This is a genomic window from Sporosarcina sp. FSL K6-1540, from assembly GCF_038620285.1.
In the GTDB taxonomy this organism is placed as follows: domain Bacteria; phylum Bacillota; class Bacilli; order Bacillales_A; family Planococcaceae; genus Sporosarcina; species Sporosarcina psychrophila.
This window is the reverse complement of the sequence record NZ_CP152018.1, coordinates 406,217-428,844: the sequence shown is the minus strand read 5'-3', so window position 1 is coordinate 428,844 and position 22,628 is coordinate 406,217. Positions and strand designations below refer to the sequence as shown.

Below are 22,628 nucleotides of genomic sequence, written 5' to 3'. Positions count from 1 at the left end.
GCCAAATCAAAAACCTTCCTAGTAAAGGGGCGCATCTAGACTTTGCTAGTTAGGTTCCTATTTAACTTTCTTTTTTTCCCTTGTCCTCACTAAATAATATGCATTAATCCAGGAAGCAATTGGTACAATCAGTGCGATACCAATACCCGCACTAAATATTGTAATCATTTCACTACCGAAAATCTTTGAATTTACGATTTCTCCTATAGAATAAGATAAGTCTTTAAACCACAAAAGCAATGCCATATAACCCCCAAAAAAGGCGAAAAACAACGTATTTGTATTTGACCCTAGAATATCCTTTCCAATATTTATCCCAGATTTGAATAAGTCTCTTCTACTAATAGTTGGATGTTGGTTAAATATCTCAAGCATAGGGGAAGTAATCGAAATGGCTACGTCCGTAATAGCTCCGATTGTACTCATAATAATGACTGAAGCTGCAATTTTAACAAAATCCACACCAATATAAAGAGAAAATATGGTCAGTTCATCGATTTCTTCTTCGCCAAACCCTTGAATCATCGTTAATTTCGTCACTTGATTGATAAAAATCAATAAAATGACAATTGTGATGGCAGTAGAAAGGAATGCAGTTTTTGTTTTACTGTTCACTTTATTGATGAAAAAAAGGTTAATACAACTAATGATCGTGCACCCAATAATCGTCAGGATAATTGGGTTTGCATTCGGATCTGCCATGATCAATGTGATAAGAAGGATGACACCAAAGTTTAAGAATAAGGAAATGAAGGACCGTGCTCCTTTTTTTCCGCCAATGACGATCATCAATATAAACAAAATGGCTGCTAGCCACACCAATACATTCATAATTTATGCCTCTTTCGATTCACAAAGAAGATAGAAGTGTATAAACCAATCGGAATTGCCAGTACAATCCCAATGCCACCTGCCAACGCTCGCGCTAATTCCAAAGAAAGGTTCATAGAAAGGGCAAATGACAGTGAAGTGTGGTTTTTTATATATAAAATAAGGACTGGAATGGATCCGCTAATGTACGCAAAGAACAAAATGTTAGTCATGGTACCCATAATGTCTTTTCCAATTTCTAAACCGGATTTCTTCAATGCTTTTGTCGATATATGATTGTCTTTCTCGTAAAGCCCGAAGATAGAGGAAGACATTGTAATGGCGACATCCATCACTGCACCTAAAGAACCGACGAAGAGACCAGCCATGAAAACCATTTCATAAGGGCGTGTCAGAAAGCTCATCTCCTCATATCGTAACCCGCTTCCAGCAGTGATCCATATGACCAGATAAGCAATCAGTAAGGAGAAAAATGTTCCTAAAAGTGTTGCGACAATCGCAGCATATGCTTTTTCGTTAAAACCGTTCACGAGTAACAAAGAGGTGACGGTAAATAAAATAACGGTTATCCCGCATATCCAAAGTAAACTGATAGATGAATTGTTTACATAAACATCTAGTGCAAAAGATAATAAGAGGGCATTGACTGCTAAACTGACGATCGAAAAAAATCCTTGTTTTTTCCCAATTAGAAGCAAAACAAATATAAACACCCACATGATCATAACAATGTATTTATCACGTTTAATATCTTTTATACTTCCGGTTAAATCGCCTGATGCCTTTGTTTGCTCATCAATTGAAACAAATAAATCGTTTCCTACTCGATATGCATGATCATAAGCACCTGAAGTTGAATACTCGTTCGTTATATGGATTTGTTGTCCTTTTTCTTGTCCATTTTTAATCTCGGCGATGATTTGCTGTGTGAACAACTGATCGCGATTGTTATACATATCAACAACTTGAACTGAATCTTCGAGATTGGTCTCGATAATTTTAGCAATTGGTCGATCGTAAAAAGAATAATTGTATTGAACAAACAGTATAGAACCAACAAAACAAACTGCTATAATGCTGTACAAAACAATATTTTTGAGTAGCATTTTTTTAAATTTGTTTATGACAACATTCAAAGAAAAACCTCCGACTAATAGTTAGTATCTATTGCATATAACAACAGTATACGGTCAATTGTATAGTGAGAAATAAAAGTAAAGTGTTATGAAACAAAAAAGTAAATAACGTTAAACTTAAATTTCAACAAAAAAGACTTGCCTGTCTCCCGGAATTTCTCTGCTTTAGTGTGTAGAATCAAATGCAGTGGAGGTCAAAAGGAATGCTAAGGATGTCTGAAGTCAATTGTATCAAATTAATGAGGAATCAAAAATCATTAACTACCAATAAAATCAAAAAACGTTAGGAATTAATTAGAGAACGGCAAAATAAGATACAGACGCAGAACAAATCCCTGCTGAGAATGAAAGAAAAAGTTCAGGGATGCGGCGTATTCAATCACTTGCCAGAAAAGAATCAGGAAAATCATTTACTCGGGATGAAAATGATATTCAATTAGTTAATTGGGTTCCGAAAAAAATGAAGAGACTGTATTCACTAATGAAATAGAACTATTATTGCAATGTATCTTAAGTCAAAGGGGATTAAGTTTTAAGGGTTTGAGGTTAGGTCTATTATTTACTGTTTTACATGCTTAAAAAAGACGCTATTATAGCAAATAATTGGTTGCTTTTAAATCCTGTTGGTGGCTATATTCTAGGAGCGATATTGCTAGGAGAACCTATATAAAAATCTCTATAATTGGAACAATACCGGTTTTATTCGGCCTAAATTTGTCAGAGGATTTTAGTGTAAAACCTTCTACAGCAGTAGTTACACAAGTTGCTAAAATGAGTAGTGAGTAATACAAGATGTAGTCTGAAAAATAGTATTGTACCAACGGTCAGTTTAGTTCAATAATGAATGGATGTTATACTTTAAAGGAATTATAAAAATTCGATGTTCTGTTATTTAATTAAATTCTGAGAATATGTTAGTGAGGTATTCAAAATAATGATGAAAATAGTACCCCCTAAGCCTTTTCTATAAAGGTGGAGAGAAAGCCGTTTTACTATTACATTCTTTTACAAGTAATACGATTGATATGAAAAAGTTAGGAAGGTATTTGCAAAAGAACAATTATTCTTGCTATGCACCATTATACAGTGGACATGATTTAACAGCAGAAGAACTACTCACACATAGACCGTCAGATTGGTGGCAAGATGTACTAAACGGTTACAAGTTGTTGAAGGACAAAGGTTTTGAAAAAATAGCTGTGATTGGTCTTTCTCTTGGTGGTGTGTTTGCATTAAAAGTTGGTCAAGAGTTGGAGATAAATGGTGTTGTGACAATGTCAGTTCCAATACATAGGGAAGCAACTTTTCTACAAAAACGTGTCTTTCATTATGCAAAAGGATACAAACAACTGGAAGGAAAAAATGAAGAACAAATAAATGTAGAAATGAAACGTCTTCAAAATATTTCTATCGATTCATTAGTTGAGTTCCAACAGGTAATTGATATAACGATGGATAAATTAGCACTTTTAACATCACCAATTCGCATATTATATGGTGAATTAGATGAGCCATTGTATAAAGAAAGTGCAGAGGTAATTTTTCAAAGCGTTGCGACGAATCAAAAAACAATGAAGGGGTATCCGAACTCTAAACATTTAATGACATTAGGAACGGATATGAATGACGTGAACAAAGATATACTTACATTTTTAAATGAATTAACTTGGTAATTTTAATGAATCTTCAACTAACAGTAGCTTTACTTCAAGAAGGAGTAAAGCTGTTTCCTTATTCAACTCCCCCCAATTACAAAAAAACAATAAAAAAAAGACCTCCAAGCACAAGGCCTGAACGTCTTTTTTATGGAAAAACCTTTGTTCCTAAAGGTTTTCTTCGGGTTTGGCACCCAATGGTCCCGACCGGGCTCGAACCAGCGACCCCTACCTTGTCGATTTTGTATCCCTTAGTTAAACTGGTTAAGCTGAATTAGTTGAGGTTAAATAAGTTTGATTTAATAAGGTTTTAGTGAACAGGTAAATCAATTCAGTAAAATAAGTTCGGTACAGGAAATTAATTATGCGGACAAATTGCGGACAAGAAAGTAAGCAGGTGGTCTGTATTACTTTTTTGAATAATTATTTATACTACAACAGTTTTCTTATTAGAAAATGTTACTCGTAATCCGGGTAGGGAATGATATTTCACATTACCAAATATGTTTAGACATTACGGGAATGTCGTAACTTAGAAAAACGGATTCACATGCTAATTATGGGCAATTCACTGGGGACGAAAAATCACGGCCAGAAAATATCTTCCCACCTCCGCTATGAATTTCCATGGAGGGTTTTCGACTGCTTCTTGTTGAGGTCAATCTGCATAATTATCCATGTAGACAGGCCTGGCGCTCACCAGAAAGCCCGTTAGTGGATTCAAGCATAAATAAAGTAAGGGGTCATAGAAGGGGAACTGAGGTGTTACAAGGGGTTACCTGTTGGAAACAACTGCCGAGAACCGGTGTTATGTCTACTAAAGATGCATGGCCTATACAAGCTTGTTTAGCGATCGAATTCCTTGTTCAACTAACTGGCAGGTTAGTTAAGTAAATAAATGGTATAATTTTTTTAGAGGGGTTCTTTAGTGAAAAATTATGGCCTACCTAGGTCAGCTTTTTTCCTTCTTGAACTAACGGGCCATTTTATCGAATATTATTTTTTTACAAATTTACTTAGCTAACGATCAGGTTTTGCAATAAAGTGATTAAACGATTTGGAGGTATTTGCATTGATAATATAATATTTATGGGAGCAGGGAATTTGTTAGGGATACTTTCCCTAGTACTGATTGTACTTTGCTTTTATTTCAGTCTGTCCTTCTTTCATTACTTAAAATTAGGCGATGAACGGCTTATTAAACAGTCTAAATTTGCAGCAATCTTATGTCTCGCCCTGAGTTTGTTAATACCTGCAATATTTAATTTTTATGTCAATTATCGAATGATGAAATAATACCCGTTAACATTTAAGATTTTCCATAATCGGGCGCGATTGTTTAATAAGCGTCTCTGTTCTTATTAAAATAACGAATACTTTAGTTGAACAATCGGCTGCCTTTCATGACAGCTTTTCCTATTGAACTAAAGGGGCAGGTTAGTTGAAGAAGATTTTTTTAGTATCAACTATTAAAACCAGATGATAAAATTAGTGAATAGGATTTTAATAAAATTTTTATGGGGGGGCAATAATGATTTTAGATACTCAAAAAATTAAGGAAATAATTAGACATCGTTATCCATTTCTTTTAGTGGATAAGATTTTGGAATTAGAAGAAGGAAAAAGAGCAATTGGTATTAAAAATGTGACTGCAAATGAGGATTTTTTTAACGGGCACTTCCCCAATTACCCAGTTATGCCAGGTGTATTAATTGTGGAGGCATTAGCTCAAGTAAGTGCTGTTGTGATGTTAACTAAAGAAGGAAACCAAGGACGATTAGGGCTATTAGCAGGTATAGATAATTGTCGTTTTAAACAGCAAGTAAAACCCGGAGACCAGCTCCGTCTTGAAGTTGAAATCACTCGATTAAAAGGTCCTATTGGGAAAGGCAAAGGTTTAGCTACTGTTGATGGGAAATTAGTTTGCGAAGTAGAAATAATATTTGCTTTTGGTGATTAAAAGAAAATATTAAAAATGTTACTCAAAATCTCTAACGAAAGGTTGTCTTATGCAGCTAACGGGTGCTTTAGTAAAAAATAGACAGGAAAAAATGAGCTTGGAAATGCTTCTCCAAGCTCATTTTTCTATACGAAATCAACAACCAACTTAAACATAGCCAATAAAAATTAAAATTCTTGTAACGAATAACACTTTAAAGCTATATATAAGTATCCATGCAAAAAAATGGTGGGAAGGAGGGAAAAGGTGGAGGATTTAAATGACATCTACGAATCTTATGCAGACGAAGTCAAACGTTTTCTTATTTGTTTAACGTCAAACGTAGATGTAGCTGAAGAGCTAACCCAAGAAACTTTTTATCAGGCGGTAAAGTCTATTCATCGATATAACGGTGAATGTAAAATGTCTGTATGGTTATGTCAGATTGCAAAACATACATACTATAATTACTTAAAAAAGGAGAGCCATTCTACTCATCTGAGTGTAGAAAACATTGTGCAAATGGGGATGGATATCACATCTCCAGAACAGCAGCCAGATGTTAAGCTTGTCAATCGCAATACACTTATTTCGATACATAAAGAAATACATCTGCTAAATGAACCTTATCGTGAACTATTTTTATTAAGAACATCCATTGATCTCAGCTTTAGAGAGATTGGCGAGATATTTGGTAAAAGTGAAAACTGGGCGAGGGTAACCTATTACCGTGCGAAATTAAAACTATCGGAAAGGATTGATCCATATGAATTGTAATATTATTAAAGATTTATTGCCATCATATATTGATGGTATTTGTAGCGAAGATACTGCAAAACTAGTTGAAGACCATTTAGAGCATTGTGAAGAGTGTAAGGCGTGTGTCAACAGTATGGAACGGCAAATTGCATATGTTCAACAAAATCCAAAAGAAGTTGTGAAAGCTATTGCACCTTTTAAAAAAATCAATAAAAAACGACGTATCCAAGTCATTACAGCTATTGTTATGACCATTTTTATCTTGACGGTAGGTTCTCTAGTTTATCAGAACGTAGGTGTTGTTCATTATTACTTTTCCCCAAAGGTGACCGCAATTGTGGTTGTAGAAGATACTTCGGAAGAGTGGCAAAGCATAAGTTTTAACGACAAAAATTATCTAATATATGATCGTATTTTCTGGAAGAAGATTATCGTAAATGACGCAAATAGTGAAAGTGATGTACTTCTAAGGGTAAAAGATGTAAATGGTAAAGTAGTAGTCGATGAAATTCGGGTAAAACCTGGAACAAACGTGAAATTGGATAGCTTAAAAAAGAACGAAAAATATTTCTTTGAAATAAAAGCATCACAAGGGAGATTTTTCATTAATGCGGTATGAGAATAATGGAGACCTAGATAGTTGCCAGTAGTATTTTATTGCACTAACGGGTGCTTCGTATTATAAGGTTAACCAGTTTTTACTGGTTGACCTTTTTTTAATTGGATTTAATATATCAGTAGCCAGGGTAGGACGTACGGGTGCGTGGGGCATTGATCCCGTCAAGTAAACTGTCCACCCCCTACTTGTAGAAACATGTTTGAGGCTGGTTGGGACGTAGATCTCGTATAACAAGCGAAGCTATGACACTACAAGAAGGATTAGGGGTACTGGCAAGTAGAAATTAGAGGAGGAATAAAAATGAATCCAGTAGTTGGCCTGGATGTGGCAAAAGGAGAAAGCCAAGTTCAGGCATTCTTAGATAAATCAAAACCGTTTGGAAAGAGCTTTTCTGTGAAGCATACCAGAGAGGAATTACATCGCTTTATTGGATTTTTAAAAGAGATAGAAAAGATGACAGGACAAATGCCTATGGTCATTCTAGAATCCACTGGTCATTATCATACCCCGTTGTTCAATTCATGGAGGAACATGATGTTATATATATCTTGCTTAACCCTATAATTTCTTATCAGGCTAAGAAGTCCAGTTTAAGAAAGGTGAAAACGGACGCAATCGATGCGTATCAGTTGTGTGTACTTTATTACAAAGAAGATTTTGAACCTCATAAAAACAGAGGGCTTCAGCTTTTAGACCTTCGAAATCTTTCAAGACAACAGGAGATCGTTACGAATATGTATGTAGAAGCAAAACTTCAGTTTCATACTATTTTAGATCAAGTATTTCCTGAATATCGGAAGGTTTTTGGTGATCTATATTCAAAGGTTTCTTTATTGATGTTAGAGGAATTTCCGACTTCAGAAGCCGTCTTATCAGCTGGGGAAAGTCAAATAGCCGTGCGTGTTGCAGAGTTCTGCCCTAGTCGTTCTGTCCAATGGGCAAGAGAAAAGGCAAAAAAAATAATGGATGCCGCAATGCGAAATCCATTTCAAAAAGTCGTGTATCAAAGTCACTTAATCAATCTTCAAATGTATATTGAGATGCTTTTTCAGTACCAAGGACACCTTTCAATTTTAGAGAATCGTATTGTGACCTTGGCAAATGAGCTAGAAGACTACAAGATTGTCCAATCGATTCCTGGAATAGGAGAAAAAATCGCTGCAACGATTATCTCCGAAATTGGTGAAATCGATCGGTTTAGTCATCCGAAAAAACTGGTTGCCTTTGCAGGAGTAGATCCCAGAGTTTACTCATCAGGAAAGTTCACAGCAACAACCAACCGTATTACTAAAAGAGGTTCAAGCAGACTGCGTCACGCCTTGTATCTAGCAGTATTATGTGGAATAAGAAGTTCAAGGAACAAAAAGCTTAAAGAATTCTATGATAAGAAAAAGTCAGAAGGAAAGCCTGCCAAAGTAGCGATTGTAGCCTGTATTAATAAATTACTTCATTGGATTTATGCATTATTAAACAGAAAAGAATCTTTCCTTGATATAGCTTAATTAACAGTTTTAATAATGAGAGAGAAAATCTTCCAAAAGGTTTTTGGAGGGCTGTTTGGCATGCTCAAAATAGTATAACATAGGGTTAATAATTATTTTAGAGAAAAATATTGACATCCTATTAGCTGGTTTAGTTGAACAATCGGCTGCCTTCACAGGGTGGCTTTTCTTATTGCGTAATGAAGGTAACTACTGCCGTGAACTGGGGTTATGTCAACTTGGTGTCTAAGTGCATACAAGCCTGTTCAGGTTTGATTCCATGAAGCTATTCCAATTTATTATTCAACTAAAGGGGCAGGTTAGTTCAATAAGGAAAAGACTAAATAGTGTGAAGAAATAGATGGAATAGAATGGGGCGAAAAAATGGAAAGGAAGTTTAGTAAGTATTCCATCATTTTAGTTGTCGTTGGAATTTTTGTTGCATATATGGCTTTTCCACCGATTAATATTACTATTTTGGGTTGGTGGGGAATATTCATTGGATTTGGTGTCTATTTAACAGGCATAATACTTGGTATCGTTTCTTTCTTTAAGAAAGAAAAAGGGTTTATGAAGTATATCTCGTTACTTTCCATTTCATTAGGTGTTTTATTTATTGCATTTCTCTATGCAATCGTCGGTAGAATTTAACGAAATTAATTTTATGACATAATTATACTAACGAAGCAGATTACTTCAATAAAGATCTTACGTTTTTATGGAGAATTTATAAGGGAAAGAGGGGAATTTGTGAACAAATTTTTAAAAGTTACACTTATTGTTGTCGGAGTGATTATATTAGGAATAGCTATACTTGTATTTTCTTTTCTTCAGAGTATGAAGCCAGATAAAGAAAAGGAAGAAAAGGTAAAAATCCAAGCGGAGGAATATTTAGAAGATAAATTTAATGATAACTTCGAGATATATGACATTTTGCATGGTTCTATGGAGCACTTTAATTTTGAATACGGTGCCAAGGTACGGGATAAGAAAAATAATATAACGTTTTATGTTTACTATAGCGAAGCTAAAGATAAAATGGTTGACACTTACACCGCTAATAAATGGGCAGGTGATTTAGAAAATGAAATACGCCCTTATATTAAAGGGAATTTCGGAGAAATCACTGACTTTGACGTCATTTATGATGACACAATAGGAGAAGAATTGGGTATTGAATCTGCTAATCCAGGGAGTTATAAAGATTTTAACGTTGCACCTATTATTCGTTTTAATATTCCCCGAAAAAAGAGAGAGGAAGATGAAAAACTCTTTAATGAGTTCATATCTTTTTTGAAAAGTGAAGACAAACTGGAACAGGGTACTGTTATTGTCGGTTATGTCGCTGAAAATGGTGTATGGCTGGAGGATGATGAGTGGAGTAGAGAATTTTAATAAGTAGTTGATTGAGATTACTCAACTAACGCTTGCTTTAGTTAAAGATCATGGGGGTGCTTGGGCAGCTCTTTTATCTTATTCAACTAAAAGGGCAGGTTAGTGAAAGAAGGTTATAAAGAAATAATTAATTGGGGGTAGAGATAAATGTTATGGGGAACTATTTTACTTTGGATTGTTGGATTATTAATTTTGTACGTAGTAATCTTTGCAGCAGTAAAGGATGGGATTGATAGGTCAGAGGTTGGTCAGTTAATAAAAACGAAGTATGGGGTTAGTGCTGAAATTGTTTCGGTTAGTGATGATGAGATTGAAAAGGAATTGGAAGACGAATTTAATAAAAAATAGTGGATGATAAATAGGTTTGAAAAAAGTAATTCAGTAAAACTAGTTGAACTAACGGGGCAGTTTAGTTGAAGAAGTGCTTGTAAAATCCTGATGTTAATCTAAGGATTTATCTGTTGAAGTTTGTTTTTTTGAGGGACATAAAATAGTGGAAATCTCATTTATAAATGTAAGCGAGGACTATGAAGAGGAAGTAAATTTAGGTATTAAAGCAAAGGAAATGCCTATAAGTATTTTCGAAATAAAGTGCGAGGACATTGAGCAGTACCATTACATTTTTAGAGGTGTAATATCCATTCTCGCTGATTATTCAACTAGGCTAATTACAATCATATCGGAACCTGTTCCATTAAAAATCCCCTTTGATTATAAGCAGACTGTTTTAAAAGGAAAAAAGATGATTCAAACTGACTTCATAGATTCCTCAGCAATTGGTTTTCTTGAAGTTTATTTTTCAGAAAGTGAGTATCGAAATTCTGATGATTTTCTTTGCATAGGTGAAGTCCAGTCATGGGAAGTAAAACCTAGACCTGAATTTACCCCACTATCTTTTATAGATTTAAAAGGATTATTTGCCTTTTCTGAAGACCTAAAAATAATTCAGTGTGTAGTATTTGAAGCAGGATTTCAAACTGGGTTTTTAGCGAAATTGAAAGATATCAAGTCCTAATACTTATTCAACTAACAGGTGCGTTAGTTGAGCATGAAGGCCGATCCTTTTATCGGCTTTTTTTACACCATAGCAGTGTCATAACCTTTAGGTTCTGACACTCTAAATTGATGGTACAAGAGAATGGGTTCCTAGGGTGTCATTTATTAGGATCATAAATATAGAAGCCGTTGAATTGGCAAGAGTGTATATTGTTTAATGCGAGCATTCTAGAAAGGATGCTCTTTTGAATTACCTGGATTGATTTTTAAAATCATGCCACAGATTATAAATCTGCTTTTATCGTATAAATTGTATTCCTCGAAATGCCAACTTCACGATGTATATCTACGATGTTCTTACTTTCAGAAAGTAGTTGGACAACCCGTTCATAAATAACTTTATCTTTTCCAGTAGCAGCTGTATGATATCTTTTCTTACCCTCCCCCGATACTTCCCTTGTTGCTTAGCGATCGCAATTCCTTCTTGTTGTGCAGTGCGGATTCGTTGGCGATCATCATCCACCATACATGAGAGTAGCGTAAAGACGATATCTGAAAACGGAAAAAGACAGAGTTAGAAGATTATTAACTTCAATTACCCATGTTCAAAATAGTCTCTTAAGAGAAAGAATACTTCAGGAGTTATAGGTAGAGAAGGAACTTACCAAAGGGTTTCTTCTTTTCTTTTAGTAACAGATAAAAGTAATAATAATTTCAAATAAATTATTCGTGAATGAATGAGTACCCTATAAAAATTACATACCTAGCTTTCTACCTTGTTTATTTCACTCCGAGTGAGTTGTTCGAAAGCCTTGTATTTCCTCGTCATTTCCCGCTTAAAATCGGTCTCTTTTGCGGTGGCCGCCTTCAGCGTACTTCATAAATGATAAAGAATCTCCTCATTTTCATTATCGATACTTGCCTTTGTCGGTTAAGCTTAGCAAATCGTGGATATTAAAATCGTGTAAGCAAAATAACAACAAGAATCATTTTGCCTTGGAAAATTTATATATATTTTTTGAAAAGTTGTAACGGAATTTGCGGTCAAGGTATTAATACTAAGAACAGTGAGAGTGAGGGCCGTCATGAATAAGCTTGAAGATGAATATGAAGAGATCCAACCGAAAATATATGCGTTTTTTTATGCCAAGACAGGAAATCGGGCGACCTCTCAGGATCTCTGTCACGATACCTTTTATGAAGCGTGTAAAAATATTGCATCTTTTAATGGCCATTCCACCTTGTCGACGTGGATGTTCTCAATTGCCAACAACTTATTAAAAAAGTATTACCGCAAAAATAAATATCAACAGAGCTTAATGGAAAAGCTCGCAATAATTCCGGAAGCTGAAATACAGTCAATAGAAGAGTTAACGGAAGTCAATGAAGATACAAAAATGCTGTTGCACCATATCTCGAAAATGGAGGATGCTGCGAGGGAAATTGTATTACTGCGCATATACGGCGAGCTGAGTTTTGCAGAAATCGGCGTGTTGATCGGTAAATCGGAAAACTACGCACGCGTAACTTTTCACCGGTTGAAATTAAGAATTCAAAAAGCGATGGAGGTGACTTTATGAATAAAGAATGTGCCATTGTACAAGATTTATTGCCTTTATATGAAGAAGAGTTATTGCAGGAGGAAACCAAACGATTTGTTGAAGAGCATCTGCAAAGCTGCCCAAAATGCCGCCATATCGCAGAACAGTCACAAATTCCGCTGCCTGTACAAGTAAAGCCGGGGAGTTCTTCTAAAAAAATGATCCGGAAAATAACCGTGCGTTTGACAACGATACAGATTTTCTTTGTGGCCATTGCCTTTATATTAGCAATGAGCACCACCATTATGAATGACAACAAGACCTTTATCCTGACCTATGCCATTTTAGGGGCCGTCACCTACCTGTTTTATCGTTCGGTCCTCGTTGCTGTATTGCTCGCTGGTGTACCGAACTTCATTTGGAATTGCCTGCTATATATGACAGATTGGTTCGGGGAATTTTATGCTGAAAGTTTTTCTGAAGCTCTTCAATTATCGTTGTTTTCCTTAATTGTCCACCTGCTGTTTACATTTATCGGAATTGTCATCGGCTTTTGCATTCTTAAAATAATGGAGGAAAATTAATCATGAAAAAGAAAATAATATACAGTGTAATTGCAATTTTATTAATTGCCGCCGTCGTGTTCGCTTACATACAAATGAGCGGAAATCCAATTGAGAAAAACAGGGCAAAAGAGAGCCTGGAAGCGTTTTTAGAACAAACTTATCCGGACATGGACTATGAGATCAAGCGGTCGGCAGAGTATGGATGGATCGATGGCACTTTTCGTTTTAAAGTAGTGGAAAAGGAACCGATAGGAGTTGAAACCACCTATATGTTCGATGTCTCCGCTTTCGAACCGTACGAAATTCTTGGCGATACAATCCACGTATCCAAAATCGACAAAGCGGCCTCAAAAAAATTAAATGCAGAGGCGGAGCAATATATTCTAGCGCTTCTACAGAAAAGAGTTCCAGAAATCAATGGAGTGTCCACAGATGTAGAAGTATACAGCAACGAAGTCGCGGAATGGACGCCCCAGCTGAAAACACCAAAGCCCATGCTCATTATGACGGAAATTGAAAAAGGCGACTTGACCAAAGAGCAAATGCTGCAGCAGAGCAAGGCGATCCAACAGCAGCTGAACGGCGAATCCATTGATTATTATATGGCTGAAGTCGGATACCACAGCATTGTAGACGGGGAAGAAATTTATGATTATGTGAGTTTTACGCCAAAACAAGAACTGACGATAGATGATGTGAATTAAAAATGAAGATACTTTATACAGTTTTATTTTGAATAGTTGAGAAAGAAAGATTTTCCGCTTCGGAGCAAAACCAATAAAAAAGAGCCTTTGAGGATCTTGAATAAAAATATACCAGCAAGGTTGTATGCTACATCACTTTGGTAGACATTACACCCGATATTTCCCACTTATCTATGAAACTCTTCTCGTTTCCATTCGTATATGTATCATTAAGAAAAAATAGAAAAGAGGGAATATTAATGAAATCCATTACGAAAAAACGTACAAAAGCGATTCTGATTGACCTTGCAATTTCAAAGGCTGTAACAGCATGTGTTGAGTATTTCTTGCGGAAAAAGGTGAAAAATGAAGCTTTTCATGCTCTAGTGACACCAACTCTCGTCGTCATGTGGTCATTGGAATATGCACAGCTGCGTAAATATGGTCAGACAATCGGTTATAAAACAATGGGACTAACCCTAGAAAATCAAGATGGCTCAGAACTAACATCTAATCAAATCATTAAACGGTTGGCTTATCGAGATACTTTGAGTACGCTTGATTACTTAAAAAATCGGCAAGCGTTTGAAGTACAAGATGGGGCAATTCTTCCTCATGACCAGGTTTCGGGTACGGTTGTTAGAGAGGTTTAACATGAAGTAAAAGGATGGTTTACAAGAGCAGGGCACCTAAGGAATTTCAATTCACATCGAAATCCCGATTGTTAAACTAAAGCACCCATTATTTTGAGCGAGATTATTCAGAACACTTTATGTTCATACCCAATTATTAATGTTACGATAAATTATGGAAATATATTTAGGAGGATTATCATGAGAAAAGTATTATCTATTTTGTTGACATTCGTATTATTGCTTTCACTAGCTCCGCAGACAAAGGCTAACAATGTTGGTTTTAAAGACGTGCCTAAAAGCCATCCGAATTACACAGAAATTATGTATCTACTGGAAAAGGGGGTTATTGAGCCTGCTGAAAAGTTTGGAGTTAATCAAAAAGTCACACGAGAAGAAGTTGCAATAACGGTTGCTAAGGCAATTGGACTTGATGGAAAGAAAACCAAAACGAAGTTTAAAGACGTACCGGAGAGTAGGCATTCTTCGGGTTATATTAATTCAGCAGTCAGGGCTGGAATTATTAATGGATATCCAGACGGTACATTTAAACCGACACAACAAGTAACAAGAGGTCATATGGCAGCCTTTATAGCAAATGCCTTTAAATTGACCAATCAAGCAGATATAAAATTTAAAGATGTTCCTAAAGGATTAACTTCATATGTTGCTGTCAGGAAGTTAGCAGCAGCCAATATAACCTCGGGCTATCCGGATGGTACATTTAAACCGAATGAGGGTCTATCTAGAGCACATATATCTGCATTTCTTGCGAGAGCGATGAATCCGGCTTTTCGCCGTGCTTCAGAGTCGTACTATGGTGAGTGGATTATTAATCAAGTTCAAGCTTATGGAGTAGGTACTTATAGTAGTGAGGATGCTGAAAGTTTATTAGGGAAAAGTTTAACTTTTACAGCTAATAAAGCAAGTTGTTTTGGAGATAAACCTTCAGATATAGTAAAGGTGGCTACCAATCCTATTTACACCGAAACGATTATTCCAGCAAGTGATTTCGTAGAAAAACATCGTATCCCTTTTGATCTTTTAGGTCTTAAAGCACCTATTACAGAAATTAATGTTTCGGATTCAAAAGGCCATGTTTCTACATTCTTCATAAAAGATGATAATACATTAATTATATCCGGTGGTGGCACATATTTTGAGCTTATTAGGAAAGTCTCAAAGAATAAGTAGGTAATGTGGTAGATTCTAAGAACAAAACAATTACAATAAATTAGGTAGAACTGTTTTTCTCAACAGATGAAAAGAGACTCAATGAGATAGGCATGAAAAGTGAAGATTTAACAACAGGTTTTTATATTTATAACGAAGATGAAATTGTGAAATTCTAGCTTATGATGATGCTATGCCTATGACACACTGCGAAGCAGTCGGAATCATGGCAATTTGGAATGAAGAGTTATGTGCAGAGTGTATGTGGCAACACAAGAGTTGTTGGTGGGTTTAATTAAAAATAGCTCGGTTCCTATTTTAGTGGAACCGAGCCTATTTTACTCATTAATCTTTTACTGTTGCTTATTTACTAATGGAAAGGATTGAGAATCTTCCTGAAGCTGCGGACAAATGGCGGACATTAGGTGTAAAAATCCAAAGAAAAAAAGACCTCCAAGCACAAGGCCTGAACGTCTTTTTTATGGAAAAACCTTTGTTCCTAAAGGTTTTCTTCGGGTTTGGCACCCAATGGTCCCGACTGGGCTCGAACCAGCGACCCCTACCTTGTCGAGGTAGTGCTCTCCCAGCTGAGCTACGGAACCGGGAATTAAATTGTGTTTCTGCTTACTGCACATTTATTATTATAGCGGGTCTGTAATAGAAGTCAACACCTTTAGGAAAAGTTTTTTAAAAAAGAGTATAATAGACACTAGAATGCTGTAAAAAAAGGGGGTGTTTCTTATCGACGTTCAATTTTCATTGCCTTATGTCTATGATTTCGATCGGGCAATTATTCGGTTGGCAGGGGACCCGGTGAATTCTGTGGATTTGCAAAGCCGCATAGTGCGCATTCCTATGGAAGAGGGAAATAATATCATGTTGCAAAGTACAGGCACGAAACAACTACCTGCATTTATAGTGGGAAATGCAATTGATGATAGTCAAATTGAAACGGTTAAATCAATCTTTCATTTTGATAAACCGTTGGATGCAATCGGGTTACATTTTGCGGGAACAGATCTTAGGCCGCTATTTCTTGAGTATGAAGGAACCCCGCTTGTTAAAAGTTTTTCATTATATGGAACACTAATGAAAAGCATCATTCACCAGCAGCTCAATTTGTCGTTCTCACATACGTTGACGCAACGTTTTGTAGAATCATTTGGGGAGATGGTCGATGACGTCTGGCGTTATCCATCCCCTGAGCGTATTGCGTCGCTTGACGTCTCAGTACTTCGAGACCTGCAGTTTAGCACGCGTAAGGCTGAATATGTCATTGGCTTGTCGCAATCGATTGCAGAGGGGACGCTTGACCTTGAGCAGTTCAGGAAAATGGATGACGATGAAGTAACTTCAAAACTTGTTGCTTACCGTGGTGTAGGACCTTGGACTGCACAAGGTTTCCTAATGTCTGGGCTCGGACGTCCAAATTTATTCCCACTGGCGGATATTGGTTTGCAAAACGCATTGAAGCAGGTGTGGAAGATGGATCGTAAGCCCACGCAAGATGAAATGCTTGCCCGTTTTCCAGAGTGGTCACCGTACTTAAGTTATGCAGCACATTATCTGTGGCACAGTATTGAGTGACATATATGGAAACTAAACAACGCTTGCCTAGAACTGCACAACATAAGCCTAAAACTAAACAACACACACTCAAAAGATCAACTCACCATTCGTACACATAAAAAAACAGCTTTCCCATTTTAAATACATGGAAAGGCTGTTTTTATGGTCCGTTGGAAATTGGTATCGTTGACAAGTTAGTTACAATAATTATCAGTGTGTAGGCACCTGTAGTTGCTTCTCTTCATCAAAATAAAGGAAATTTTCTTCTTCAAGTTCTACAAGACGTTCTTTATTAATCCCCAATGAAAGATTTCCTTCAAAGATCGTTTCCCACCAAGTATCAGTTGTTGTCATGTCCATTTCCTCCTTTAAATTCTTTGTTATTTGAACATTCTATTCCCTTCAATGCTATAATACAAAACGTCAAAGGGTGAAAAGGAATCGTTAGACCTATCCTTTTCCCTTTCATACAATTATTCGTGAAAAGGGGTTATTTCTATGAAGAAAACTACATTTGCCCTCGTTGGTACAGGTATTGTTGGCGAGCGAATCATCAATCAATTACGCAATAACGAATCTGCAACAATTATTGCCTTGTTTGATGAAAATGATGAACGACTTTCTGAAATGGCGGATACATACGGATTATTTGCGGCATCCTCTTATGAGGAGGTTTTGGCGATGAAACCTGACTGGATCTATATTGGAACTCCACCCGTATCGCATGCTGCGCTGAGTACGGCAGCGATTTCAAAAGGCTTGAATGTGCTTTGTGAAAAACCACTTGCACACGATGTGACAGATGGATTAGTTATGGCTTCGGCTGCAGAGAACAGTAAAATTCAAACGGCAATGCATTTTCCGCTCATGTATAGTTCGTCCGTTCGTCATATGATGAAACTTGTTAATGAAGGTGAAATTGGTCAAATCATTCGAATTGAACTACAAACTTATTTCCCGCATTGGCCACGTTTATGGCAACAAAATCCGTGGATCGCTTCGCGAAAACAAGGCGGCTTTACACGAGAAGTATTCCCGCATTACCTTCAACTTATGTACAGGATGTTTGGTCAACTTGCGATTACTTCCCACCAAACCGTTTATCCTGAAGATGAAACGCTTGCGGAAACGAGTGTCCTTACAATCGGAAAAACCGCGGATGACATTCCGGTCTTCTTGAATGGTGTTTCGGGAATCGGTCAACAAGAAGAACTGTCCTATACAGTATATGGAGATGAAGGTGTTCTGAAACTGCGCAATTGGTCGGAACTTAGCATGGCACAAAAAGACAGTCCTTTTGAGATATTGACTTCCTTCGATACAGTGAAAACGCTTACGGATGAGTGCATTGCGGCAGCTAACGGTGAAACTGCGCTACTTGTGTCATTTGATGAAGGACTTGAAATACAAAAATTGATTGATCACCTTTTGACCTGATAATGGAATAAAGTGCTAACTTTTGCATCCCGCAACAATTCTAACTATGATTGAAGGTATAAAGGGATGGAGGGAATAAGTTGAACTTTACTGCACAAGACGTGGAATCGATGATTGCTTCCCAACACGCATATTATTTTTCAGGCCAAACAAGGAGTTTTGCATTCCGTAAAGAAATGCTTTTGACATTGAAAGACGCAATTGTTGCGAATGAAGCTGAAATTACGGAAGCGTTACATAAAGATCTGCGTAAAAGTCCTTTCGAGTCTTATGTGACGGAAATCGGTTTCGTCCTTTCAAGCATTTCTTACATGATTAAGCATCTTGAAGGCTGGATGGAGGATGAGACGGTGAAGACACCTGTTCATCTACAACCTGCGAAAAGTTTCATTGTTCGTGAACCATACGGATCCGTATTAATCATTGGTCCATTTAACTATCCGTTTCAACTTGTGATGGAACCGCTTGTTGGAGCGATTGCAGGTGGAAATTGCGCAATTGTCAAACCGTCCGAGGTAGCTGCCCACACGGCACATATTATTAAAAAAATAGTGAAAGAAACATTCTCGCCAGACTATATCCGAGTCGTAGAAGGGGAGCGTGAAGAAACTTCCGCACTCATCCACGCTTCCTTCGATTATATATTTTTCACAGGCAGTGTAGCAGTTGGGAAAGTTATTATGAAGGCAGCAGCTGAACGGCTGACACCAATTACGCTTGAACTTGGCGGGAAAAGTCCTGCCCTTGTAGACCAGTCTGCCAATATTAAAAAAGCAGCTGAACGCATTGTCTGGGGGAAATTTGTTAATACAGGACAGACATGTGTCGCGCCGGATTATATACTTGTTCATGATTCTGTCAAAGAGAAACTTGTCAAAGAAATGCTTACTGCAATCCGTAAATTTTACGGGAAAGATGTTTCAAAAAGTCCGGACTACGGTAGAATTATCAGTGACAAACATTTCAATCGTCTAGTTGACATCATCAATAAAGACTGTGCACATGTGATAAGTGGTGGTGGTTCTGACCGCTCAGATTTATTCATTGAACCGACAGTGCTTGATACTATTTCATGGAATAGTGCTTCAATGGAAGAGGAGATATTCGGTCCAATCCTACCGGTTATGACGTATGAGAATCTCGGTGAAGCGATTCAAAGTATTCGTAAATTGCCAAAACCGCTCGCGGCGTATATGTTTACTGAAAACGGGCAAGCCGCGGATTATTTCATTGAAAACGTGCAGTTTGGCGGGGGATGTATTAACGATACAATTGCGCATGTTGGTAACGTTAATTTACCGTTTGGCGGAGTCGGTTCATCAGGTATGAGTGCATACCATGGAAAAGCAAGTTTCGATACGTTCACACATGCAAAATCCATGATGAAAAAAAGTACGTCCATTCCAATGACACTTGCATTTCCGCCATACGGCAATAAATTAAAAATAGTAAAACCGCTCATCCGTTAATGGGTGGCGGTTTTCTTTTCGTTTAAACTAGTGGAAGTATAATCGTTGTTTCGGTTCCATGATTTATTTTGCTGGTCACGGTTATCGTTCCGCCTTGATCGACGATGATTTTTTTTGTAATTAGCATGCCAAGGCCGGTACCTTCTGCTTTAGTCGTGTAAAATGGTTCAAATAGATTATCAATTGTTTCGGTATTCATCCCGGGACCGTTATCGCGGATGAAGATAGTAACTCTTTCGTCTTGGAATTTGACAACGATAGTGATTATGCCGTTTTTTACAAGCGCTTCACACGAATTTTTAAATAAGTTAATGAAGACTTGTTTCATACCATCTTCATTACCTCTAATGATTGCATTATTTTTAGGAATCTGAACATCGCAAAAAATTGACCGATTACTAAATTCCGTTTCGAATATCGATACTACATCTAAAAGTGACTTTTCAATGTAGAAATCAGTGAATTTTTTTAAATTCGGTTTTGATAGGACGAGAAACTCGCTGACTATCAAATCAATACGGTTTATTTCTGTATACATAATTTCGGTGTATGCGCGATATGGATTAGCGGGATCGTTGTTCATCATCTGTACGAATCCTGAAATGGATGTCATAGGATTACGTACTTCGTGGGCGACACTTGCTGCAATCTCACCGATTACTTTTAGTTTTTCTGTATCGATTTTTAGTTGTTCAGCTTGTAGCTTAAGTGTAATGTCGCGTGCAATGAATGACGTGGCGACTAACTTTTTTTCAGAATCGTAGATAGGGGCTAATGTCAGTTCAGCATCAAACACGGTACCATCTTTCCTCATCTCTTTGGTTAGCAGAAAATGATAACTTTCCCCGTTCAATAATTTTTTTGTCCTCTCTGCAATCGTTGCATCCTCGGACAAAGGGAAGAGTCGTGGCGAACGTCCCATGCATTCCTCGCGCTTCCAGCCGTATGTTTTTTCAAATGCGGGATTCATTGCGACAATGTTCTGATCTAAGTCGAACACAACAATTGCGTCTTCCGTATGTTCAAAAAAGAGATCGAGATAGCTTTCTCTGGATGTAAGTAAAACATCCAACTTCTTGTTTTCCTTGAAGATATTGTTCCATTCCGGTGTGATTCTGAAAGTGTACAGTACGCAAAGGAACACCGCCAAGCTGAAAATGAAAGCTATATTGGGGAGTAATTGAGTTTCATCCACTGATTTATAAATTGGACTGAATAAGTAAAATAAAACAAACACTTCTATACCCGTGATGGCCATAATCAGTATGTTTAACCAAGTGATATTGTAGATTGCCACTAAGGCGATAGGGAAGATAAGATAAAATAAGTGTACTAAATCAGGATTTACTAAGTTTGAAATAAGTATATATAAAAAGTACCCAATTATTAGGGGAATTCGAAAAGTAAGAGAATTCATCCCCGATTTATAAAGGACAAACAGTACAGTAACGATGAACAATCCGATAAAGCCTGAAATCATTGCGCTATGAAAATCTAAAAGAAGTGACGTGAAAATATGTACGGTGACGCTAGAGGCAAAAAAAAGTATAATAAACATATTGCGTGAATGGACGATTGTCGAATCTTTCATTGGGCACCTCACAACATTACTTTATACTTATCATACATGATTCGACATTGGGATTGAATTACATATTTCGACGCGAGAGAGAGGAGAAATAGAAATGACTACAACATTTGATGAAAAACGTATTGTTAAACTGCTAAAAAGGCTTGTAGAAACACCAAGTCCGTCAGGTTATACGGAAAAAGTGATGAAGTTAATAGCAAAGGAACTTGACGAAATTGGGGTAACACATAAGAAAACAAACAAAGGGGCAATCATTGCAACGATTGAAGGAGTGGATTCAACGCGACATCGTCTGCTTACAGCGCATACCGATACACTTGGGGCGATGGTGAAAGAAGTGAAAAGCAATGGTCGCCTGAAGTTGACAATGATTGGTGGTTTCAATTGGAACGCGGTTGAAGGAGAATACTGCCTCATTCATACGGCGTCAGGGAAAGAAGTCCGAGGAACAATTCTTATGCATCAGACTACAGTTCATGTTTATAAAAACGCAGGGACTGCAGAACGAAGCGTGGAAAATATCGAAGTGCGTATTGACGAGAAAGTAACTGATGCAGCTGGAACACGTGCACTAGGTATTGAAGTGGGCGATTTTGTATCATTTGATCCTCGTTTTGAAGCGACGGACAGCGGTTTCATTAAGTCACGTCATCTTGATGATAAAGCGAGTACTGCGCTGTTGCTTGAACTGATTCGTTCATTGAAAGAAGAAGGAGTCAAACTTCCGCATACGACGCATTTCTATATTTCTAACAATGAAGAAATCGGTTATGGTGGTAACTCTAATATTCCAGTTGAGACTGTTGAGTATATCGCGGTCGATATGGGAGCGATTGGTGACGGGCAAACTTCGGACGAATATACAGTGTCGATTTGTGCCAAAGATTCAAGCGGGCCATATCATTATGCGTTGACACAACATTTGACGGGCCTTTGCAAAGAAGGGTACATTCCGTTCAAACTTGATATTTACCCGTTTTACGGTTCAGATGCATCTGCTGCAATTCGAGCGGGCTTTGACGTGAAACATGCATTGTTTGGTCCAGGCATCGAATCATCGCATGCATTGGAACGGACACATATCGATTCGCTAAAAGCATCAGCACAGCTGCTTCGTGCATATGTAACTTCAGCAATGATGGACTGAACGGAGGGG

22 protein-coding genes, 1 tRNA gene and 1 pseudogene are annotated in these 22,628 nt (G+C 37.2%); 18 read left to right on the top strand and 6 right to left on the bottom strand.

What is annotated here, in order from left to right:
• Window positions 1-57: 57 nt before the first annotated feature.
• Entirely contained in the window at window positions 58-831 is a 774-nt protein-coding gene (locus MKY15_RS02015) for a YibE/F family protein (RefSeq protein WP_067211806.1), read from the bottom strand.
• The gene (locus MKY15_RS02010; RefSeq protein WP_342539692.1) at window positions 828-1,937 is read right to left on the bottom strand and encodes a YibE/F family protein; all 1,110 of its coding nucleotides are present in this window, start codon (window positions 1,935-1,937) and stop codon (window positions 828-830) included. Before MKY15_RS02010 ends, MKY15_RS02015 begins: the two co-directional genes overlap by 4 nt.
• A 1,055-nt stretch (window positions 1,938-2,992) precedes the next feature.
• Here MKY15_RS02010 and MKY15_RS02005 point away from each other — a divergent pair.
• The 9 genes and pseudogenes from MKY15_RS02005 to MKY15_RS01965 all read left to right on the top strand — a co-directional run bounded on the left by MKY15_RS02005 (window position 2,993) and on the right by MKY15_RS01965 (window position 10,830).
• Window positions 2,993-3,640: an alpha/beta hydrolase gene (locus MKY15_RS02005; RefSeq protein WP_342538829.1), complete on the top strand. Its 648-nt coding sequence runs from the start codon at window positions 2,993-2,995 to the stop codon at window positions 3,638-3,640.
• A gap of 1,516 nt (window positions 3,641-5,156) precedes the next feature.
• A complete protein-coding gene (fabZ, locus tag MKY15_RS02000; RefSeq protein WP_342539691.1) occupies window positions 5,157-5,582 on the top strand; it encodes a 3-hydroxyacyl-ACP dehydratase FabZ in 426 nt (141 codons plus the stop codon).
• Between the two features lie 246 nt (window positions 5,583-5,828).
• The gene (locus MKY15_RS01995) at window positions 5,829-6,338 is read left to right on the top strand and encodes a sigma-70 family RNA polymerase sigma factor (RefSeq protein ID WP_342538828.1); all 510 of its coding nucleotides are present in this window, start codon (window positions 5,829-5,831) and stop codon (window positions 6,336-6,338) included.
• Window positions 6,328-6,939 carry a zf-HC2 domain-containing protein gene (locus tag MKY15_RS01990; protein WP_342538827.1) on the top strand — a complete coding sequence of 204 codons (612 nt, stop codon included), beginning with the start codon at window positions 6,328-6,330 and terminating at the stop codon, window positions 6,937-6,939. The genes MKY15_RS01995 and MKY15_RS01990 overlap by 11 nt, the downstream gene beginning before the upstream one ends.
• 300 nt (window positions 6,940-7,239) lie before the next feature.
• A pseudogene (locus MKY15_RS01985) lies at window positions 7,240-8,441 on the top strand (IS110 family transposase).
• Window positions 8,442-8,804: 363 nt separating this feature from the next.
• Entirely contained in the window at window positions 8,805-9,071 is a 267-nt protein-coding gene (locus MKY15_RS01980; RefSeq protein WP_342538826.1) for a hypothetical protein, read from the top strand.
• 99 nt (window positions 9,072-9,170) lie between these two features.
• Window positions 9,171-9,815 carry a hypothetical protein gene (locus MKY15_RS01975; protein ID WP_342538825.1) on the top strand — a complete coding sequence of 215 codons (645 nt, stop codon included), beginning with the start codon at window positions 9,171-9,173 and terminating at the stop codon, window positions 9,813-9,815.
• Window positions 9,816-9,962: 147 nt separating this feature from the next.
• Window positions 9,963-10,163 (top strand): hypothetical protein, encoded by a 201-nt coding sequence (locus MKY15_RS01970; RefSeq protein ID WP_342538824.1) that lies wholly within the window; start codon window positions 9,963-9,965, stop codon window positions 10,161-10,163.
• 145 nt (window positions 10,164-10,308) lie between these two features.
• A complete protein-coding gene (locus MKY15_RS01965) occupies window positions 10,309-10,830 on the top strand; it encodes a hypothetical protein (protein ID WP_342538823.1) in 522 nt (173 codons plus the stop codon).
• A gap of 265 nt (window positions 10,831-11,095) precedes the next feature.
• Here MKY15_RS01965 and MKY15_RS01960 read toward each other — a convergent pair whose 3' ends face one another.
• Window positions 11,096-11,155, bottom strand: coding sequence for a hypothetical protein (locus MKY15_RS01960; protein ID WP_342539690.1), 60 nt, complete (start codon window positions 11,153-11,155; stop codon window positions 11,096-11,098).
• Window positions 11,156-11,896: 741 nt separating this feature from the next.
• Between MKY15_RS01960 and MKY15_RS01955 the strand changes: the two genes are divergently transcribed.
• From MKY15_RS01955 to MKY15_RS01935, 5 genes are all read left to right on the top strand, one after another.
• Complete coding sequence (locus MKY15_RS01955; protein ID WP_067211747.1) at window positions 11,897-12,391, top strand: RNA polymerase sigma factor; 495 nt, start codon at window positions 11,897-11,899, stop codon at window positions 12,389-12,391.
• Window positions 12,388-12,936, top strand: coding sequence for a zf-HC2 domain-containing protein (locus MKY15_RS01950; RefSeq protein WP_342538822.1), 549 nt, complete (start codon window positions 12,388-12,390; stop codon window positions 12,934-12,936). Before MKY15_RS01955 ends, MKY15_RS01950 begins: the two co-directional genes overlap by 4 nt.
• A gap of 2 nt (window positions 12,937-12,938) precedes the next feature.
• Entirely contained in the window at window positions 12,939-13,622 is a 684-nt protein-coding gene (locus MKY15_RS01945) for a hypothetical protein (RefSeq protein WP_342538821.1), read from the top strand.
• Between the two features lie 239 nt (window positions 13,623-13,861).
• Window positions 13,862-14,254 carry an RDD family protein gene (locus MKY15_RS01940; RefSeq protein ID WP_187045498.1) on the top strand — a complete coding sequence of 131 codons (393 nt, stop codon included), beginning with the start codon at window positions 13,862-13,864 and terminating at the stop codon, window positions 14,252-14,254.
• A gap of 180 nt (window positions 14,255-14,434) precedes the next feature.
• Window positions 14,435-15,427 carry an S-layer homology domain-containing protein gene (locus MKY15_RS01935; protein WP_342538820.1) on the top strand — a complete coding sequence of 331 codons (993 nt, stop codon included), beginning with the start codon at window positions 14,435-14,437 and terminating at the stop codon, window positions 15,425-15,427.
• A 508-nt stretch (window positions 15,428-15,935) separates the two neighbouring features.
• Here MKY15_RS01935 and MKY15_RS01930 read toward each other — a convergent pair.
• A tRNA-Val gene (locus MKY15_RS01930) sits at window positions 15,936-16,008 on the bottom strand.
• A 139-nt stretch (window positions 16,009-16,147) separates the two neighbouring features.
• Here MKY15_RS01930 and MKY15_RS01925 point away from each other — a divergent pair.
• Window positions 16,148-16,993, top strand: a complete 846-nt coding sequence (locus tag MKY15_RS01925; protein ID WP_342539689.1) for a DNA-3-methyladenine glycosylase — start codon at window positions 16,148-16,150, stop codon at window positions 16,991-16,993.
• 192 nt (window positions 16,994-17,185) lie between these two features.
• Here the strand turns inward: MKY15_RS01925 and MKY15_RS01920 are convergent, their stop codons facing one another.
• The gene (locus MKY15_RS01920) at window positions 17,186-17,329 is read right to left on the bottom strand and encodes a hypothetical protein (RefSeq protein WP_187045496.1); all 144 of its coding nucleotides are present in this window, start codon (window positions 17,327-17,329) and stop codon (window positions 17,186-17,188) included.
• A gap of 144 nt (window positions 17,330-17,473) precedes the next feature.
• Here MKY15_RS01920 and MKY15_RS01915 point away from each other — a divergent pair, with 144 nt between their 5' ends.
• The gene (locus MKY15_RS01915) at window positions 17,474-18,412 is read left to right on the top strand and encodes a Gfo/Idh/MocA family oxidoreductase (RefSeq protein ID WP_187045495.1); all 939 of its coding nucleotides are present in this window, start codon (window positions 17,474-17,476) and stop codon (window positions 18,410-18,412) included.
• A gap of 80 nt (window positions 18,413-18,492) precedes the next feature.
• Entirely contained in the window at window positions 18,493-19,881 is a 1,389-nt protein-coding gene (locus tag MKY15_RS01910) for an aldehyde dehydrogenase (RefSeq protein WP_340740475.1), read from the top strand.
• 22 nt (window positions 19,882-19,903) lie between these two features.
• On the opposite strand, the gene MKY15_RS01905 is transcribed toward MKY15_RS01910, so the two are convergent.
• Entirely contained in the window at window positions 19,904-21,472 is a 1,569-nt protein-coding gene (locus MKY15_RS01905) for an ATP-binding protein (protein ID WP_338655680.1), read from the bottom strand.
• A gap of 94 nt (window positions 21,473-21,566) precedes the next feature.
• Here MKY15_RS01905 and MKY15_RS01900 point away from each other — a divergent pair, with 94 nt between their 5' ends.
• Window positions 21,567-22,619 carry a M42 family metallopeptidase gene (locus MKY15_RS01900; protein ID WP_187045492.1) on the top strand — a complete coding sequence of 351 codons (1,053 nt, stop codon included), beginning with the start codon at window positions 21,567-21,569 and terminating at the stop codon, window positions 22,617-22,619.
• Window positions 22,620-22,628: the final 9 nt, after the last annotated feature.